Annotated in this window: 16 protein-coding genes; 7 read left to right on the top strand and 9 right to left on the bottom strand. The window is 40.2% G+C overall.

Annotated elements, in window-relative coordinates:
• Position 1: 1 nt before the first annotated feature.
• On the bottom strand, positions 2–1,525 hold the full coding sequence (locus tag C3F34_RS10935; RefSeq protein WP_104441589.1) for a cryptochrome/photolyase family protein: 1,524 nt from the start codon (positions 1,523–1,525) through the stop codon (positions 2–4).
• A gap of 59 nt (positions 1,526–1,584) precedes the next feature.
• On the opposite strand from C3F34_RS10935, the gene C3F34_RS20295 reads away from it, so the two are divergent.
• Entirely contained in the window at positions 1,585–1,746 is a 162-nt protein-coding gene (locus C3F34_RS20295; RefSeq protein WP_158654353.1) for a hypothetical protein, read from the top strand.
• A gap of 131 nt (positions 1,747–1,877) precedes the next feature.
• Here the strand turns inward: C3F34_RS20295 and C3F34_RS10940 are convergent, their stop codons facing one another.
• A complete protein-coding gene (locus tag C3F34_RS10940; protein WP_104441590.1) occupies positions 1,878–3,212 on the bottom strand; it encodes a D-serine ammonia-lyase in 1,335 nt (444 codons plus the stop codon).
• Between the two features lie 246 nt (positions 3,213–3,458).
• Here C3F34_RS10940 and dsdC point away from each other — a divergent pair, with 246 nt between their 5' ends.
• On the top strand, positions 3,459–4,370 hold the full coding sequence (gene dsdC, locus C3F34_RS10945; RefSeq protein WP_104441591.1) for a DNA-binding transcriptional regulator DsdC: 912 nt from the start codon (positions 3,459–3,461) through the stop codon (positions 4,368–4,370).
• 111 nt (positions 4,371–4,481) lie between these two features.
• On the opposite strand, the gene C3F34_RS10950 is transcribed toward dsdC, so the two are convergent.
• Positions 4,482–5,351 carry an IS982 family transposase gene (locus tag C3F34_RS10950; RefSeq protein ID WP_104441592.1) on the bottom strand — a complete coding sequence of 290 codons (870 nt, stop codon included), beginning with the start codon at positions 5,349–5,351 and terminating at the stop codon, positions 4,482–4,484.
• Between the two features lie 369 nt (positions 5,352–5,720).
• Here C3F34_RS10950 and C3F34_RS10955 point away from each other — a divergent pair, with 369 nt between their 5' ends.
• A complete protein-coding gene (locus C3F34_RS10955; RefSeq protein WP_044738245.1) occupies positions 5,721–6,317 on the top strand; it encodes a hypothetical protein in 597 nt (198 codons plus the stop codon).
• A gap of 161 nt (positions 6,318–6,478) precedes the next feature.
• On the opposite strand, the gene C3F34_RS10960 is transcribed toward C3F34_RS10955, so the two are convergent.
• Complete coding sequence (locus C3F34_RS10960) at positions 6,479–7,294, bottom strand: IclR family transcriptional regulator (protein WP_104441593.1); 816 nt, start codon at positions 7,292–7,294, stop codon at positions 6,479–6,481.
• A gap of 141 nt (positions 7,295–7,435) precedes the next feature.
• Between C3F34_RS10960 and pobA the strand changes: the two genes are divergently transcribed.
• The gene (pobA, locus tag C3F34_RS10965; RefSeq protein WP_104441594.1) at positions 7,436–8,650 is read left to right on the top strand and encodes a 4-hydroxybenzoate 3-monooxygenase; all 1,215 of its coding nucleotides are present in this window, start codon (positions 7,436–7,438) and stop codon (positions 8,648–8,650) included.
• A gap of 68 nt (positions 8,651–8,718) precedes the next feature.
• On the opposite strand, the gene C3F34_RS10970 is transcribed toward pobA, so the two are convergent.
• The 5 genes from C3F34_RS10970 to paaZ all read right to left on the bottom strand — a co-directional run bounded on the left by C3F34_RS10970 (position 8,719) and on the right by paaZ (position 14,700).
• Positions 8,719–9,270: a GNAT family N-acetyltransferase gene (locus C3F34_RS10970; protein ID WP_104441595.1), complete on the bottom strand. Its 552-nt coding sequence runs from the start codon at positions 9,268–9,270 to the stop codon at positions 8,719–8,721.
• A 289-nt stretch (positions 9,271–9,559) separates the two neighbouring features.
• Positions 9,560–9,778 carry a helix-turn-helix domain-containing protein gene (locus C3F34_RS10975; RefSeq protein ID WP_104441596.1) on the bottom strand — a complete coding sequence of 73 codons (219 nt, stop codon included), beginning with the start codon at positions 9,776–9,778 and terminating at the stop codon, positions 9,560–9,562.
• Between the two features lie 444 nt (positions 9,779–10,222).
• Positions 10,223–10,684, bottom strand: coding sequence for an SMI1/KNR4 family protein (locus C3F34_RS10980; RefSeq protein WP_104441597.1), 462 nt, complete (start codon positions 10,682–10,684; stop codon positions 10,223–10,225).
• A gap of 296 nt (positions 10,685–10,980) precedes the next feature.
• Entirely contained in the window at positions 10,981–12,423 is a 1,443-nt protein-coding gene (locus C3F34_RS10985) for a spinster family MFS transporter (protein WP_171284967.1), read from the bottom strand.
• A gap of 192 nt (positions 12,424–12,615) precedes the next feature.
• Positions 12,616–14,700 carry a phenylacetic acid degradation bifunctional protein PaaZ gene (gene paaZ, locus C3F34_RS10990; RefSeq protein ID WP_228155364.1) on the bottom strand — a complete coding sequence of 695 codons (2,085 nt, stop codon included), beginning with the start codon at positions 14,698–14,700 and terminating at the stop codon, positions 12,616–12,618.
• A gap of 285 nt (positions 14,701–14,985) precedes the next feature.
• Between paaZ and paaA the strand changes: the two genes are divergently transcribed.
• The 3 genes from paaA to paaC are packed head-to-tail and all read left to right on the top strand — an operon-like array spanning position 14,986 to position 17,024.
• On the top strand, positions 14,986–15,930 hold the full coding sequence (paaA, locus tag C3F34_RS10995; protein WP_104442341.1) for a 1,2-phenylacetyl-CoA epoxidase subunit PaaA: 945 nt from the start codon (positions 14,986–14,988) through the stop codon (positions 15,928–15,930).
• A gap of 30 nt (positions 15,931–15,960) precedes the next feature.
• Positions 15,961–16,251 (top strand): 1,2-phenylacetyl-CoA epoxidase subunit PaaB, encoded by a 291-nt coding sequence (gene paaB, locus C3F34_RS11000; protein ID WP_104441600.1) that lies wholly within the window; start codon positions 15,961–15,963, stop codon positions 16,249–16,251.
• Positions 16,252–16,268: 17 nt separating this feature from the next.
• The gene (paaC, locus tag C3F34_RS11005) at positions 16,269–17,024 is read left to right on the top strand and encodes a 1,2-phenylacetyl-CoA epoxidase subunit PaaC (protein WP_104441601.1); all 756 of its coding nucleotides are present in this window, start codon (positions 16,269–16,271) and stop codon (positions 17,022–17,024) included.
• The last annotated feature ends 24 nt before the right edge of the window (positions 17,025–17,048 follow it).

Raw genomic sequence — 17,048 nt, forward strand, 5'->3', positions numbered from 1 at the left:
CTTACAATTGATCTAATTGATGAAGTAATGATTGGGCATGGGCGATGAGCTTAGGTTTATCTTGCAAACGATCTAGTTGTTTATAAATGATTGCCATACGTGGATTGTGACGAAAAATGGCTTCATGCTTGAGCATAAAATACCAGTAAAGACTGTTAAATGGGCAACTGTCTGGTTCGGTTTTGGTCTTAACGTTATAGCTACAGTGCTGGCAGTAATCTGACATTTTATGAATATAGTTGCCCGATGCTGCATAGGGTTTACTTGCCATTAAGCCGCCATCGGCATGCATCACCATGCCTAAAGTGTTGGGTAATTCGACCCATTCATATGCATCTGCATATACGGCTAGATACCATTCACAGATTTCCTGTGGGTGTATACCTGCTAAAAGTGCAAAGTTCCCCGTAATCATCAAACGCTGAATATGATGCGCATAGGCATTTTTAAAGGTACTCCGAAAACACTCTGCCATACAGGCCATTTTGGTTTGACCTGTCCAGTAATATTGCGGTAAAGGCGTTATATTTTCGAGCGCGTTCTGGTGACTATATTGAGGCATATATAACCAGTAAATGCCCCGAACATATTCTCTCCACCCAAGAATCTGTCGAATAAAACCTTCTACTGCATTCAAGGGTGCTTGACCATTGTAATAAGCTGTTTGAGCAGCATCACAGACTTCTTTGGGCAATAACAAGCCACAATTTAAATATGGGGAAAGCAGACTATGGAACATAAAATCTGATCCATAAATCATGGCATCTTGATAGTCGCCAAAGTAGGGCAAGCGATCAGAAATAAAACGATTTAAAGCAAGCAGCGCATTTTGACGAGTGGTCGCCCAGTGAAACTGCTCAATATTACCAATATGCTGAGAAAATTCTGTTTTAACGAGTTGAATAACGTTCAAGTCAATTTGGTCATGTTCAAATGTTAATGGGGTAGGCAGAGGTGGTTTGCCTAGCCATGCTTTACGGTTGGCTTGATCAAAATTCCATTGCCCACCCACGGGCTGCTGTTCATGCATTAAATATTGCGTTTGCTTACGCATTTCTCGATAAAAATACTCCATTCTCAGCGTTTTATATTTGCTTGCCCATTGATTAAATTGTTCTAAGCGACAAAAGAAACGATCATCTTCCAAACACACAACGGGTAGTTGTAGCGTGTTACCCCATGACGTCTCAATTTCATGCTGTAAACGATATTCACCACATTGGGTGACGACCAGTGTAGATGCAGGAAATAACTGCTGTTGACTCTGGATGAAATCAATTATTTTTTTGATTTCGCTATCCCGTTTGAATGGATGATAACGAACTTTCCAACCTGCTGCTTGAAGTTCCTTGGCAAAGTGGCGCATGGCACTAAAAATCAGCGCTATTTTTTGCGGATGATGGGCAACATAAGTTGTTTCTTCAAGTACTTCAGCCATAAGAATGATGTCTTCTTCACGGTTCAAATACTTGAGTGTTGCCAGTTGGTGATTTAATTGATCACCTAGAATTAAACCAAAACGCATATTTTTTTTAATATAAGGTCATGTTAAATGTAGTCTAAGCTTTTAAAGATCAATTTTATGTGAAACGTTGGGATGAAAAATCTTTAGATCATTATGAGCATCAGTTGAATGCAATCATCACAACGGTTATTGATGTGCCAGACAGAGAAAAAGCGTTAAACATCATCAAGGATAGACGTAGTTTTCTATACCTAGAAAAAGAAACGGAAGTGCTGAATTGAACTTGTAATTTAAGTCTATTTCGTTGTTTAAATAGTTTAATTTGCTTGGAACAGTGTATCGAAACACGCTTTCAGCATAGAGGCTAACAGCGTGTTTCTTTATCTTTAAATGGGGTTAGAAAGACAACATATTAGGGCTGAGCAGCCTTAGCCAAATACTGGGACATTTCTTCTTCAGGCACCATACCACCACCCGTACCCCAAACAATATGGTGGGCATTTTTAAGTTGTTGTGGTGTTAAATGATGCATTGCCGCATATTCAGGATGTTTGGAAATGAGCACAGGCCCCAACATGCCAGCTAGAGCTGAAGGTTCGAGTTGCAGTTTTTCGGTTTGGTTCAGCAAACCCAGCAATTGATAAAGGGTCTGATCATCTAAAGTGTAAAGACCGTCTAATAATCGCTGCATGGCGCGACCGACAAAACCAGAAGCACGACCAACAGCGAGTCCATCTGCATCGGTGATGTTGTCGATGCCTATCTCTTGTACCGAAATCTGATCATGCAAGCCTGTGGCAATGCCCAATAACATGCAGGGAGAATGTGTGGGTTCGGCAAAAAAGCAATGAACATGATCGCCAAATGCCATTTTTAAACCAAAAGCTACACCACCAGGGCCACCACCGACACCACAAGGTAAATAGACAAATAAAGGGTGTTCTTGATCGACTTGAATATCACGTTGTTGTAATTGCTGCTTTAAGCGTTCCCCTGCAACGGCATAACCTAAAAACAGGTTTTTGGAATTTTCATCATCAATAAAATAGCAGTTTGGATCTGCGAGTGCCGCTTTGCGTCCTGCTTCAACCGCAACACCATAATCTTCTGCGTATTCGACAACAGTGACGCCATGCGCACGTAATTTATCTTTTTTCCATTGTCGAGCATCTGCCGACATATGGACTGTCACATTAAAACCCAGTTGCGCACTCATGATGCCAATAGATAGCCCTAGATTTCCCGTGGAGCCTACCGCAATACGATATTGACTAAAAAACTTTTTAAATTCAGAGGCGTTTAATTTGGCATAGTCATCTTGTAAGGTCAGTAAACCTGCATCCAGTGCTATTTTTTCAGCAAAATAGAGCACTTCATAAATTCCCCCGCGGGCTTTAATAGAACCAGAAATGGGCAAATGACTATCCTTTTTAAGCCAGAGGGTTCCTTCAATTTTTTGTCCGAATTGTGCTTCTAACTGTTGTTGCATCTTTGAAATAGATACCAGATCAGATTCGATGATTCCATTGTTTGCGGTTGTTTCTGGAAATGCCGTCATGAGATAGGATGCAAAGCGAGCTAAACGGTCACGTGCATCATAAATGTCTGCCTGATTGAGTCCAACATAAGGTAACCCTTCTTCTAATGTTGTGAAATCAGGATTAAACCAAATGGTTTCTTTCAGTTCGATCAATGTTTTAACGATGGGGTACTGTTGAGTGAGTTGCTGGATCTGTTGAGGATTCATGTGATGGCTCATATAGGTTTTGCAGGCTAAAAACAGAAATATTTAGTGGCAAGACAACGACTGTGAGCTTATTTCAATGCATTTACTATACTGGGTCAAATGATGATATTTGACGTATGCATGAAAATAATTCATCTGTAATCTACTTTAGTGTTGAATAAAACATGTTTAGATGAATTGATTTTAAGTCAAAGCGTATGCTTAATTTCAATATCAAGATGAGAGCCATGAATAGAGATAAAACAAATGAGTACGTCCTATAACAATCTAACAGGTTTTCAGTTATCCAAACTTTATACTTTTGAAGTTGCTGCAAGACACGAATCATTTGCTATGGCAGCCGCTGAGTTATGTTTGACACCGAGTGCTGTCAGCCATCAAATCAATCTGCTTGAAAAAGAACTCAATATCCAATTATTTGAACGTTTGCATCGTAAGGTGGTCTTGAGTCATGCAGGGCATAGATTACTGGCAGCTTTACAATTATCTTTCGATCATTTAAGTAGTGAAATAAAAGCAATTCAAAATCAGGCTTTGACGGGTTCTCTCACCATCTATGCACGGCCCTCAATTACTCAATGTTGGCTGATTCCTAAATTGCAGGATTTTATTCAGCAATATCCATTAATTGAACTATCAATTTTAACAGGCAATGAGATGGTGAATTTTCAACGCACAGGTATTGATCTGGCACTGTATTTTGGCCATCAACCATCACAACATTTAAATTATGATTACTTGATGGATGAACAAATTGTTCCTGTATGTAGCCCGAAATATGCTGAAAAGATGAATTTAACTGGGAAGTTACAACAGTTACAGCATTGCACGTTATTGCACGATAGCCAAGCATGGAACAATGAGACTGGCATGGTTGAATGGCAGAGCTGGGCGACTCATTTTTCTGTGGAATTGGGTTTATCGAAGGGGATGCTGTTTGACCGTTCGGATTTGGCATTACTTGCAGCAAAACAACATTTGGGCATTTGTATGGGACGAAAAAGGTTAGTGCAACAAGACCTTGAAAGTGGGGCATTGATTATGCCATTTTCTGAAATGTTTTTAGCTTGTGAACAGCATTACTACACCATTTCAAGAAAAAATCCACGATTACCGAAAGTTGATGCTTTTATTCGATGGTTAAAAGCACAGATTTAGGATTATTCATATATTCTCTTTGAGAAGTTAAGTATTTTTTATTAAAAAACTCTTTTATAAATAAAAAATAGTGTAATTGCGTTTATTTATTCTAGTTAACCCGAATCCTGCTTAAGCCGATATTTCCATAATACGAATCATTGGCTTATTTTGATGACAAAGTTGATAAGCGCACAGAGAAGCATAAATGCCTGTCAAATAACCTGTAATACTCCGTGCTTTGCTCGTGACTAAGTTGTATGTCCCTTTTAGCAAGCTGAATAATGTTTCTATTTTATTGCGTTGTTTTAAGTGGTAGTTATCCGCTTTTGATAATTTAATCGCTTGCATGTTTTTACGATGATAGGTCATCAAATCAATATCTTGATCTTTAAGCCTGCTCTTAAGCTCATGACTAATATAGCCGCGATCAGCATACAATTTTGCAGTCATTCCTTTGACTAGTTGCTCCACCATTTTGATATCTGCTGTATGTCCATTAGATAAAATCGTATTTACTATTCCACCTGATTGATTCATCAGCAAATGCAGCTTACAGCCAAAGAACCAACCCATTGAGCTTTTTCCACGTGTTGCAATAGCCGATAAAGACTTATGACGTTGTATTCGCTGATTTTTACAGACAGGTAATATGGTTGAATCAATCCATAAATAATTGCTTTGCTGATCTTTCATCAAAGCAAAATGTAGGGCATGTAAAGCCAGTTGATGTGTATTCATCAGATGAATCATGCGTTGATAACACGGTAGATGTTTAAATAGATGGCTATTGTTATATTTTAACGCTGTAAAGAATGCTTTGAAATTATTGAAATGAGAGCACTTATACCAAATTGCAATAAAGGTAATTTCAGAAATACTGAGCTGAGCAGGGCGAACTCTTGAGCATCGAAAGTTCTGCTTTAAGAAATTCCAATAGATTGATTCAAATTTTAGAAAGAAATCATTAATTATGCAGAATAATTGGGTACTATCAATCATAAGGCCTAGAGTTGTTAGTTTGGTGTGGTAACTCAACTGATGGCTCTAGTCTTTCTCTTTTTCAAGTCAATTGCTTATCCGAGATTCGGGTTATAGTAGTATTGTTAGTCATACAAAATTCCGAAAGTTATATAGAGCAAAAGAAATACAGAATGAATAGAATGAAGCGTTATAATACTGATTTTTATCTAATTTTATGTTTTGTAATATAAGGTGTCCATGATATTGACTTTGCTTTGTTTTGGTTAAAAAATAGACTTGATAAGAATGATAATCTTGAGTTTCATTCCATTTTTTTAAGCTATGGCAGGTGTAGTGTAGAACGGAAGTTTATATTACACACTTAACCTCAAAATCGGAGGATATGCCATGAATTTCCTCAAGTTTTTAATAACTGCTGGATGTATTTCTTTATTGTCCCCCATGACATTTGCTATGGATGATTACAACAGTTCTGGTATGGACATGGCAATGCATAGCTCGCATTCAGTCGATGATAAAAAAGCGATGATGAGTGCTATGAGTGCAGCACCAATGAATGTCAGTGCAAAAGCGACAATTGTTGCGATGGATGCCAATGGAAAAATGCGTGTTTTGCATAAAGGACACAATAATTTTACCTGCATGCCCGATAACCCTGCAACACCTGGCCCAGATCCGATGTGTATGGACCCCGCTGCACTTGCATGGGCCGAAGCTTGGATTGGTCATAAAAAACCAGTAGAAGGTAAAATTGGTTTTATGTACATGCTTATGGGCGGGACTGATGCGAGCAATGTCGACCCTTATGCCACCAAACCGACCGCAAACAATCATTGGCTGCAAACAGGTCCACATGTCATGATTGTGGGTGCATCACAAAGTTTTTATGATATGTATCCAAAAAGTGCACAACCTGATACCACAGTTCCTTATATCATGTGGTCAGGAACCCCTTATCAACATCTTATGATTCCTGTGAAATAAGCGAATATAGCACCTATTTTTATCTCTTAAAATTGAAAAAAAGCCATGTAATTATCATGGCTTTTTTATGCTGAATATATAGTTGCTATTCATTTAGTACATATTCTGGATTAAATATCCAACATTTAGATGTCTGAGTAGGGTTTAAGTCTGAGGAGGTTTTAAATTAAGCTACGCAATTCATTTGCCGCATGTCTCAACAACGGTAAAACTTGCTGAATTAAATACTCTTCACTCGTGCGGTTGCTTTGCGACATACAATTAATGGCGGCAATAGTCTGACCTTGTGCGTTTAACACGGGCACGGCAAGCGCAATAATACCTAACTCATGTTCTTCTTTAGACAGGCAATAATCCGATAAAGTCACTTTCTCGAGTTCGGCATAGAATTGATTTCTATCGGTAATTGTTAAAGGAGTTAAACGCTTTAATCCATACTTTTCTACCCAAGTCTGTTGCTCCTCTTTCGATAAAGCGGCTAGTAAAACTTTACCTGTCGACGTGGCATGGGCAGGCAGGCGATTGCCCAAATGCATGCCATACGGATTGACCCGAAACTGATCTTGTTGTGGTAAATAGCTTCTGGCAATGGGCACCACTTCATGTTCATCTAAAACCACCATGGAAAAGGTGAGCGATGTCTGTGCACAGAGTAAATTCAGTAAAGATTGTGCCACTTTAGGCAGATGTGCCGAACTTAAATAAGCGCTGGAAAAACGTAACACTCGCGGGGTTAGCCAAAAATAATGTTCATCGGTTTCCAAATAACCTAAAAATTTCAGAGTTTTTAAATGTCGTCTAGCTGCAGTACGACTTATGCCTGTGCGTTCAGCCACTTGGGTCACGTTCAGACGCTGTCGATCGACTCCGAAGGCCTCCAAAATATGCAAGCCTTTGGCTAGACCTGTAATGTAGTCGGCTTGAAGTATCACGTCTTGTGAATGTGGATGTATAACCTTGTTTTGCTCAGCTTCCATACTGCTTATCCTGAAAAATGAATTATTTTTGTCCGATATTCGGACAACTCTAATGGTATACGGTCAATTTCAATATGGCGATATAGCTCAAAAAAACATCCCAGCGTAATCTGAAACAAGGAACGAACAAGGATGAACAGCATGGAAATTGTAAAAACCAAAGTGGCAATTATTGGTTCAGGTCCCGCAGGGCTGTTACTCGGACAGTTACTTTATAAAGCAGGCATTGATCATATTATTATTGAACAGCGCAGCGCTGACTATGTGTCATCGCGTATCCGCGCAGGAATTTTGGAACAGGTTTCGGTAGATTTGTTGACCGAAGCTGGTGTCGATCAAAACCTCAAGGCGCATGGTTTACCGCATTCAGGCATTGAAATTCTGACTCAAGGACAAAAGCATCGACTGGATTTAGCTGCACTGACAGGCGGTAAGCAAGTGACCGTGTATGGTCAGACCGAAGTGACTAAAGATTTAATGCATGCCCGTGAGCAAGCGGGTTTGAGCTCATATTATGAAGCACAGAATGTGCAGATTGATGACTTTTATACGCAGCCGAAAGTGACTTTTCAATATCAAAACCAGTCGTATCAAATTGAATGTGATTTTATTGCAGGTTGTGATGGTTTTCATGGCGTGTGTCGTGCCAGTGTGCCTGAAGACAAGATTAAAACCTTTGAAAAAGTCTATCCTTTTGGCTGGTTAGGTGTGTTGGCAGATGTACCACCTGTTGCAGATGAGTTGATTTATGTGCAGTCGGAACGTGGCTTTGCCTTGTGCAGTATGCGTTCAGAAACGCGCAGTCGTTACTATTTGCAAGTGCCATTAACCGATCATGTCGACAATTGGTCAGATGAACAGTTTTGGGATGAATTGAAAAACCGCCTAGACCCTGAAAGTCGAGAAAAATTAATCACAGGTCCATCGATTGAGAAAAGTATTGCACCACTGCGTAGCTTTGTAACTGAACCGATGCGCTTTGGAAAACTGTTCTTGGCAGGCGATGCGGCACATATTGTCCCACCAACTGGAGCGAAAGGTCTGAATTTGGCAGCATCAGATATTGCCTATTTATCCAGTGCCTTCATTCAGTATTATTTAGATGGCTCCGAGCAGGGCATCGATGAATATTCGGAAAAATGTTTGCAACGGGTGTGGAAAGCAGAACGTTTTTCTTGGTGGATGACGCATTTATTGCATCGTTTTGAAACCGAAAGCGAGTTTGATCATAAGATTAAACAGGCTGAATTGAGCTATATCCTTGGTTCATTGGCAGGACAAACGACACTGGCAGAAAACTATGTCGGTTTACCCTATGAAATTAAGCATTTAAGTGAATTTCAGCAAGCCAGTTAAACCATTTTTTCTATTCTAAAATGAGAGCATTGTGCTCTCATTTTTATTTTAAACATTTGCAATTGAGTTTAACCATCCAGAGGATCTAGAGGGGTCGTAAGCGTTAGTTGGTAAAATGCGGCATCTAACCAGCGACCAAATTTAAATCCTGCCTGTTGAATCGTGCCTGAATGGGTAAAACCGAGCTTTTGGTGTAATCGAATACTGGCAACATTGTCGGCATCGATACAGCCCACCATGACGTGCAATTGTTGCTGTTGTGCTTTTTCAATGAGTGTCTGCATCAGGATTTTACTCAGCCCACAACCGCGATGCTCATGGTGAATGTACACACTGTGCTCAACCGTATATTTATAGGCAGGAAAGGCTCTAAAGGTTCCCCATGTTGCAAAGCCGAGTAATTTTCCAGTCGGGTTTAAAATGCCGAGTATAGGAAAATGCTGCTCTCGTTTGGTCGCAAACCACGTTTGCATAGTTTTCAGTGTGCGTGGCTGATAGTCATATAGAGCCGTGGAATTTAGTATCGCCTCATTCAGAATCTCTAAAATAGCAACGGCATGCTCGGTTTCATTGCATTCAATCAGTTTAAACTCGGTTAAAGAGGCTTCACTTTGTGACATCGTAGGTTCCAAGCAGGTGTAAGGTGCATATTGTATGGGATTTTTCTATCTTCAATCGCTAAAACTTAACGATAAGGTTCTGCATTTGGATTGCTAAAATAATGGGATGATTAACACTGAGGGCAAGACAATCGCCCTAATGCAGTTGATTAGTTTGTTGACCCAATTGAATCTCTAATTGCCCAGTGATGACCCAGATTTGCTGCTGCATGGCATGATCACGTTGCGTGACGTCGTAGGTGATGCATATGTGCGGGAAAATGCACTTCAACCAGTTGTACTGAGGTTTTCAAAGGGCTAAGGCTGCGCAGAATATAGCCAGATTCAGATCTTGGCAAACGGGTTGCCCCGCATGGCGTAACAGTGGCTTAAAGGATGTGAGGAATTCCATGCCACTGAATACATTGGCAAGCGAAACTCCCAGTCCATTCGCCAGTTCTTCCAAGGTATAACCACGTGCTAGACGTAGTTCACGAATACGCTGTGAAATCTGTTGATGTATATCCATGTCAGCATCTGATCAGGATTTAAAATCCAATATATTAGAAATAATTTAAGATACTAGATTTTTACCGCAAAATGATGCTAATCAATATCCTGAAGATACAGTTTCGAAGATGGGAATCGAGATCAATCAACAACAGATCACTGGCATTTATTGAAAAATCATCAAGAAGCATGAATGAAGCTGAGATGGAATATGCTTGATATCTTATTGCAAAATCAATAACTACTTGGACATCTATTCTTATTTTATCTGGACAATTTTTTATCTTTTAGGGGTAAATGAGACTACATAAAACCGTGGAACTTCGTTTAATAAGTAATCATGGAATATGATGAACTATTAAAAAATCTCAAGACATCTGTGTTAGGATTTATTAAATAATTTAAGATATTGAATTATATCAAATAAAAAATTGAATTACGTATAACGTGCATTATGTTAATTTTAGATTAAGTTAACGATTTGATCATAAAAAAAAGTTCCGAAATCACTGTAATATCGGTCAAATGAAGTATTTGGGTCATTTATGCCAGGTGTCCATATCATGATTTTATCTTCATCACATTCTATGTAATTCAATACAACATAACTCCCATCACCAGTATCACTAATAACGATATAATTATTAGGCAGACCTGATTCAAATCTCTCTTGTAATGTTATCCAGACAACATCTGGTATGGATGAATTAATAAAGTCTGAATCAATCACTCCGTAAAACTCTCGACCACCTATGTCACCACATCCTAATACTTGTAAAAAAAACCTATAGTCATCAGGAAATTTCAAATCGAGAGTTTTTTCTGCCAAAGTAATTAGTTTTTCATCTTTGATACCAGAAAAGTCATCATCTAATTCATGTAAGTCTATAATTTTTATTCCTTTAATAATTTTTTCTATACTCATAATAGTTCCATAGCATTAAAAATTTTAGATCAATTTAACATAATGGCGATTATATGAAGTACATTTGTTAGAATCCATTTAAAGTGACCAAGTTAGATACGACTCTCTGTTCATTTCTTTGTGAGATCTGGTGTCTATTAGAATAAGAATATGTATTTTATAAAGTAAGCGGGGGTAGAAGTGATTTCTGCTCAATGATCCGTTGAAAATAAACAGATCCAAAACGTCTTATCGTGAGTAAATAAAAAAGCGAAAGGAGAACCTTTCGCTAGCATGGTTTGATTAATCTAAAGTGATTACGCATGTTCGGCATCTTTCTCTATTTGAATACTGTCACGATAATATTGGCAGCCTTTGTACAATAAGAATGTACCGAGTACGCCCGCTACGGCATTTACAATCGAAATTGAATTACCCACCATCACGGTATTTTGGAAATATTTGTCGGTTATTAAAGCAACAGCCGTAGTTCCAATGCCTAAAGCAATTAAGTTTGATACCAAAAGGAACTTGGCTGAGACTTGGGCACGTAACTGGTTTGGCGTGAGCATTTGTGTTGCTGCTGCAGATGCTGGAATCGGAAATGTCGAGAAGAACATCGCCACAAAAATCAACGCAAACGACAGGTAAATGTTATCCACTTGTGTAAACAAGACGCTTGGAATAATCAGGGCTGCACAGCCGATCATGCCACTACGAATTGCTGCATCGCTATAACCTCGTTTAGAGAACCAGTCGATAAGCCAACCGCAGAATAATGCGCCCGAAGTATTGGCAACCAAAATGATAATCCCAAGAATATAACCTGTTTGGCTGGCATCTAAGCCATGATTACGCATATAGAACGCAGGTGCCCAACCAAGTAATGCGTATAGCATCATGGTGTAAAAAGAGAAACCAATAAAGTGACAGAAGAAAGTCTTTTTATGAGTTTTAATAAAGGCAATCGAGTTCTTGAAAGAGGCTTTTACTACTTGGCCATCTTGACCAATTTTCAAACCCTTACGCTCAGGCTCACGCACCGTCAAAATCATTAACAACGCCAATAACACCCCAGGTAAACCGACAATCATAAAGGTCAGTTGCCAAGTTTTAATTTCACCAATTAGCGGCAGGGTCACCAAGTTTACATTTTTGAGTAAACCAATCACATAACCCCCAATCAGGAAGGCAAGCCCCGAACCAATGAATGCACCAATGGCATAAAGACCTAAAGCACGCCCCAATTTTTCTTTAGGGAAAAGATCGGCAACAATGGAATAGAAGGCTGGAGAAAGAGCCGCTTCACCTGCGCCCACACCAAGGCGGGACAAGAACATTTGTAGAAAATTCTTGCTTAGGCCGCAAGCTGCCGTAGCAAAACTCCAGAAGGCAATCCCAATCGCAATAATTTTAATCCGTGATTTTTTGTCGGCAAGGGCTGCAATCGGTACACCCATAACCGCATAGAACAATGAAAATGCTAAACCTTGCAACAAGCTGAATTGGGTGTCACTCAGCATTAGGTCATGTTTAATCGGTTCAATCATCAAGGATAAAATTTGACGATCTACAAAAGAAAGAATGTAGGCCACCATACAAATGATCACGACATACCAATGGTAGGCACTGCTACGCGTTTGCGCCGCTTGATTATGCGTAGGCGAATGGTCTGAAACTGGGTGGTGTTCAAAATTTTGTGCTTCAGGTTGAATCGTCCTTTCAACCAGTTCTATATCGATGGATTTATCGTTCATCACGCAACTTCCTGTGCTGACTGTTTGAGGTTATTTGATACTTTTATATTTATTTTTGTTTTTATTGTGTATCATCTTATTTTTAATCTACGGGTTAAATCAGGCGGGGTCAATCACTTTGTGATAAAAAGATACAATTATTTTTTATTATAAAAAAAAGAGAATCAAATGATTCTCTTTTGTTATACGTCAGACTTAGGCCGCCCGTTCAACCAAGGTCAAAATGTCATAGGTTGCCACCAATTCATTACGTTGGTTCTTGACTTTAATGTCCCAAACCACCACACCATGCGGTTTTTGCTCTGGATCACGTTGTGGTTTTGGTGTTTTTTGCTTACAGGTCAATTCGACTTGAATGGTATCGCCAATTTTTACGGGTTCTACAAAACGCAGGTTATCCATACCATAATTGGCAATGACTGGACCTGCTGCTGCATCTACAAACAGACCAGCAGCGGCAGAGACAATGAAATAACCATGTGCCACGCGATCACCAAACAGAGAATCTGCCGCTGCAATCTTATCCATGTGTGCATAGAAGTGGTCGCCACTTAGGCAGGCAAAATTCACAATGTCTGCTTCGGTCACAGTACGACGTGCTGTAAGTAAACGTTCACCCACGCGGAGTTCATCAAAGTCTTTTTTGAATGGGTGTACGCGGTCTTCAAACACTTGTGCACCTGCTGTCCAGCTATGACCGACTTGGGTCATGGCATTTGGTGAACCTTGTAAAGCGGTACGTTGCATATAATGCTTGACGGCACGTAAACCACCAAGTTCTTCACCACCACCCGCACGTCCTGGGCCACCATGTACCAAGTATGGAAGTGGCGAACCGTGACCTGTACTTTCTTTCGCGCTTTCAGCATCCAAAATGTGTACACGACCATGCCATGGGGCAATTTTGGTAATGAGAACTTCGATATTTTCATCTACATTACGCACCACGGAAGCCACCAAGCTACCTTCGCCACGTGCAACTAGATCTGCCAATTCAGCCAGATTTTGATACGGCATCAGGGTAGAAACTGGACCAAACGCTTCCACTTCATGAATATGTTGTGCTTGAGTCGGTTGTTCACAAACCAATAAAGTTGGTGGATAAAATGCGCCTTTATCGGCATTTTTCGCTTGAATTTCGAAGTCTTGGCGTAAGTGACTACCCAATACCACTTTAGCATCTTGGCTAAGTTGTTCCACTTTTTTCGCAACGCTGAACTTTTGTTTCACACTCGCCAAAGCACCCATTGTCACGCCCTCAATTTCAGGGTCGCCCACCACGACTTTTTGTAGCTTAGCCACTAAACGCGTTTGTACGGTTTCGAGTAAAGCTGCGGGAACAAAGGCTCGACGGATCGCCGTACATTTTTGTCCTGCTTTGGTGGTCATTTCACGGAACACTTCACGCACAAATAAATCGATAGTTTCATCATTGGCGTGTTCAGTCAAAATCGCACTGTTGACAGAATCGGCTTCCATACAGAATGGAATTGAATATTGGTTTAAGTGTGGATTTGCACGTAGGTGTTGACCAGTCGCCGCTGAACCCGTGAAAGTTACGGTATCTTGTGGGTTTAAATGTTCAATCAAATCATAAATTTGACCGCAAATTAACTGTAGTGAACCCGCCGGTAGAAAGCCACTTGCCAATATGTCTTTCACCACTGCATGGGTAAGCTCAGCACCTTCAGTTGCAGGTTTCACAATACATGGCACACCCGCCAATAACGTTGGTGCAATTTTTTCTAACATGCCCCAGATTGGGAAGTTGAAGGCATCAATATGCAATGCCACACCCGCTTTAGAGGTTAGAATATGTTTGGCACCGAAATTGCCGTGTTTTGATAATGGAATCCATGCATCTTCTACTAGCGCAGTTTCATCACTCAGTTCACGACGTACAAGGCTTGAGTAAGCAAATAAGGTTCCAATCCCGCCTTCAACATCAATCCATGCATCTTTACGGGTACAGCCCGTTGCTTTAGCCAGTTCGTAATAGTGTTCTTTACGTTCTAATAAATATTGCGCCACTTGTTTTAGGGCATTGGCACGTTGGTGGAAAGTCCACATCGCAATGGCTGCACCTTGCTTTTTCGCATAATCCACAATGGCTTTGGTGCTAATGCCATGGCTACTCACTTGATAAATCGCTTCACCTGTAATGGCATGATAAACCGTACGTAATTCCGCATGAGAAGAATATTCCTGTCCATATACCAAAGAACTTAGGGTTTTAAGGGGCTGAGCTTGGTGCTCTTCAGTTGTATCGTGTTGCTCCATTGAGTTGTTGTCTAACTCTAGCATGGTAAAACTCCTTTTATGATACGTTTTTAACTGTATTTTAGTTTTGATGTTTCATAATTTGGTATTAAAACGTCTGAAAGTCAATCGTAATTCGTATGTAAAAAATTCAAACCAAAATTTAATTCAAACTAAATTTATTAAAAACAATATCTTAAGTATAAGTGTAAAATTTAATTAAATGATACCTTAAAATTAATATTGATTTTATTTATGTATCGTTTTAATTTAACTGTAACGACACTTGGGATAAGTGAGGGAAAAATGAATAACCAACAACAAGCTTTTGATCAGCGCATTGAAAAGGACATTTCAATTGAGCCAAAGGATTGGATGCCAGATGCCTACCGCAAAACTTTAATTCGTCAAATTGGTCAACATGGACACTCTGAAGTTGTAGGTATGTTGCCAGAAGGTAACTGGATTACGCGTGCACCAACCTTAAAACGTAAAGCGGTGTTATTGGCAAAAGTCCAAGATGAAGCAGGACATGCGTTATACCTCTATAGTGCCGCCGAAACTTTAGGTGCAGACCGTGATGACATGATGGATAAGCTCATTGCAGGGCGTATGAAATATTCATCGATTTTTAACTATCCAACACTCACTTGGGCAGATGTAGCAGCGATTGGCTGGTTGGTGGATGGTGCTGCCATTGTGAATCAGGTTGCGCTTTGCCGTACGTCATATGGTCCTTATGCGCGTGCTATGGTGCGTATCTGTAAAGAAGAAAGTTTCCACCAGCGCCAAGGCTTTGAAGCCATGATGCAATTGGCAAACGGCACTGAAGAACAAAAGCAAATGGCGCAAGATGCCGTGAACCGTTTCTGGTGGCCAGCCCTCATGATGTTTGGTCCAAGTGATGATAATTCTCCAAACAGTGCGCAAAGCATGCAGTGGAAAATCAAGTTATTCAGTAACGATGCTTTGCGTCAAAAGTTTGTCGATAACACCGTGCCACAAGTCTTGCAACTCGGTCTAAGCGTTCCAGATCCAGACTTAAAATTCAATGAAGACACAGGTCATTACGAATTTGGCGAGGTGAATTGGAATGAGTTTTTTGACGTGATTGCTGGCAAAGGTCCGTGTAACCACGAACGTATTGAAGCGCGTCGTAAAGCATGGGAAGGCGGTGCATGGGTACGTGAATCTGCCGCAGTGTATGCCAAGAAACAGCAAGAACAGCAGCAAGCACAGAAAGTTGCTTAATTCAGATCAGAGATGAAGGGAAATAAGGTCATGGATAACAAAAATAACTGGTCACTTTACGAAGTTTTTATCCGTAGTAAACAAGGTTTAAGTCATCGTCATGTGGGTAGCTTGCGTGCATCTGATGATGAAGTGGCACTGCAAAATGCACGTGATGTGTATACACGTCGCAATGAAGGCATCAGTATTTGGGTGGTGAAATCTGAATTGATTACTTCTTCTCAACCAAATGAAAAACCAGAATTTTTTGACCCATCTTTAGACAAGGTTTATCGCCACCCAACGTTTTACAACATTCCAGATGGCATTGAGCACATGTAAGGGAAGGGAGAAAAACGATGAGTACACAAGTTTTAGCAGAATTTCTGTTACATGTGGGCGATAGCCAACTGATCCTGTCACACCGTTTGGCTGAATGGTGTGGACATGCGCCAGAGTTAGAACTCGATATTGCTTTAGCCAATATTGGTCTGGATTTGTTGGGTCAGGCACGCACAGCTTTAAGCCTTGCAGGTCAGATTGAAGGTTTAGGTCGCGATGAAGATCAACTGGCGTATTTCAGAACAGAACGTGAATACCGTAATTTATTGTTGGCTGAACAGCCGAATGGTGATTTTGCACAAACCATTGTGCGTCAATGGTTCATGGATCATTACCATGCATTGTTGTTAGCAGCTTTAACCAACAGCAGTCATGCCGATGTTTCTGCATTTGCACTCAAATCTTTAAAAGAAGTGAAATATCACTTACGTTTCTCGACCACATGGATGGAGCGTTTGAGTTTGGGGACTGCTGAAGCGCATGAAAAAACTCAAAATGGTTTAAATCAGTTATGGCGTTTTACTCAAGAATTGTTCCAGCTTAGCGCTGATGAAATGCATTTGGTGGATACAGGTCTGATTCCAAATCTTGAAATTTTAAAAGATCAATGGTTGGAGACCGTGCAATCAGAATTGTCCCGTATGCAACTTAGTCTGCCAGAAACAGGTGCATACCGTAGTGGTGCAAAACAAGGACTGCACACAGAACACTTAGGTTACATTCTGGCAGAAATGCAATATATGCAACGTTCATATCCAAATATGGCTTGGTAAAACGAAATCACAGGGAGTGAGTCG

Origin of the sequence: Acinetobacter sp. ACNIH2 (assembly GCF_002934965.1) — a bacterium.
GTDB classification, from domain to species: Bacteria; Pseudomonadota; Gammaproteobacteria; order Pseudomonadales; family Moraxellaceae; genus Acinetobacter; species Acinetobacter tandoii.

Coding starts and splice junctions, on each gene's coding strand:
- C3F34_RS10935 (WP_104441589.1), bottom strand. CDS start 1,525: ATGCGTTTTGGTTTAATTCTAGGTGATCAATTAAATCACCAACTGGCA.
- C3F34_RS10940 (WP_104441590.1), bottom strand. CDS start 3,212: ATGAATCCTCAACAGATCCAGCAACTCACTCAACAGTACCCCATCGTT.
- dsdC (WP_104441591.1), top strand. CDS start 3,459: ATGAGTACGTCCTATAACAATCTAACAGGTTTTCAGTTATCCAAACTT.
- C3F34_RS10950 (WP_104441592.1), bottom strand. CDS start 5,351: ATGATTGATAGTACCCAATTATTCTGCATAATTAATGATTTCTTTCTA.
- C3F34_RS10955 (WP_044738245.1), top strand. CDS start 5,721: ATGAATTTCCTCAAGTTTTTAATAACTGCTGGATGTATTTCTTTATTG.
- C3F34_RS10960 (WP_104441593.1), bottom strand. CDS start 7,294: ATGGAAGCTGAGCAAAACAAGGTTATACATCCACATTCACAAGACGTG.
- pobA (WP_104441594.1), top strand. CDS start 7,436: ATGGAAATTGTAAAAACCAAAGTGGCAATTATTGGTTCAGGTCCCGCA.
- C3F34_RS10970 (WP_104441595.1), bottom strand. CDS start 9,270: ATGTCACAAAGTGAAGCCTCTTTAACCGAGTTTAAACTGATTGAATGC.
- C3F34_RS10975 (WP_104441596.1), bottom strand. CDS start 9,778: ATGGATATACATCAACAGATTTCACAGCGTATTCGTGAACTACGTCTA.
- C3F34_RS10980 (WP_104441597.1), bottom strand. CDS start 10,684: ATGAGTATAGAAAAAATTATTAAAGGAATAAAAATTATAGACTTACAT.
- paaZ (WP_228155364.1), bottom strand. CDS start 14,700: ATGGAGCAACACGATACAACTGAAGAGCACCAAGCTCAGCCCCTTAAA.
- paaA (WP_104442341.1), top strand. CDS start 14,986: ATGAATAACCAACAACAAGCTTTTGATCAGCGCATTGAAAAGGACATT.
- paaB (WP_104441600.1), top strand. CDS start 15,961: ATGGATAACAAAAATAACTGGTCACTTTACGAAGTTTTTATCCGTAGT.
- paaC (WP_104441601.1), top strand. CDS start 16,269: ATGAGTACACAAGTTTTAGCAGAATTTCTGTTACATGTGGGCGATAGC.